Consider the following 680-nt stretch of genomic DNA (forward strand, 5'->3'; position numbering starts at 1 on the left):
TTCCGGATCGCCCAGCTTGGCCGTGCCGGCGTCGCGCAGGTCGAACGGCACGATTTGCGATTCGGTAATGCTGTCCAGCGTGCCCGGTGCGAATTCAAAACGCCGCAGGTTGCTGCGCAGCCGCGCCAACCCCTCCGAAGGCGTGTCGCCGCGCACGGCAAAGCGCGTGTCGGCCAGCAAACCTTTGGCTGCCAGATTGGCGGCAATGGCGCCGCCCACGAAACCGGTGGCACCGGTCAGCAAAATACTCATGCGAGAAAACTTGAATTTCCTAGGTGGCAAAACGGGCGACCGTCCCGCTTGCAAACAACACGACCGCCGCCGCACCGCTCAGGTGCAAGGGGCAGGCAGGTCATGCAAATGAAGCCGCGCACACGAAACAAGGCTCGTGGGCCGCAGGGTTCGCGCGATGCGATGCGGCCAAAACCCGCGCACAATCAGCGATTTATAAGAATGTAACCTTTCAGCCGCCTTTCGGCATCCCATTCGATCAGAGGGTTGACTCAGGTTTGCGGCACCGCGCAGCTCGAAGCGGCGTTGGCGGCAATCTCGCGCGCCGCCTTGGCGCCTTCCACCTGCAGGATGGTCGGCAGCGACACGCCGTTCTTGGCGGCCGTTACCTCGGCCAGGATCGAGATGGCGATTTCCGGCGGCGTCCGGCTGCCGATGTAAATGCCGAC

General features: G+C 63.2%; 1 pseudogene. It reads right to left on the minus strand.

The window, feature by feature from the left end:
* Nucleotides 1–252 (minus strand): annotated as a pseudogene (locus tag FUT88_RS25305) (nucleoside-diphosphate sugar epimerase); the annotation flags it as partial.
* Nucleotides 253–680: the final 428 nt, after the last annotated feature.

It is taken from the genome of Ralstonia sp. TCR112 (genome assembly GCF_007997035.1).
Taxonomy (GTDB): Bacteria; Pseudomonadota; Gammaproteobacteria; order Burkholderiales; family Burkholderiaceae; genus Ralstonia; species Ralstonia edaphi.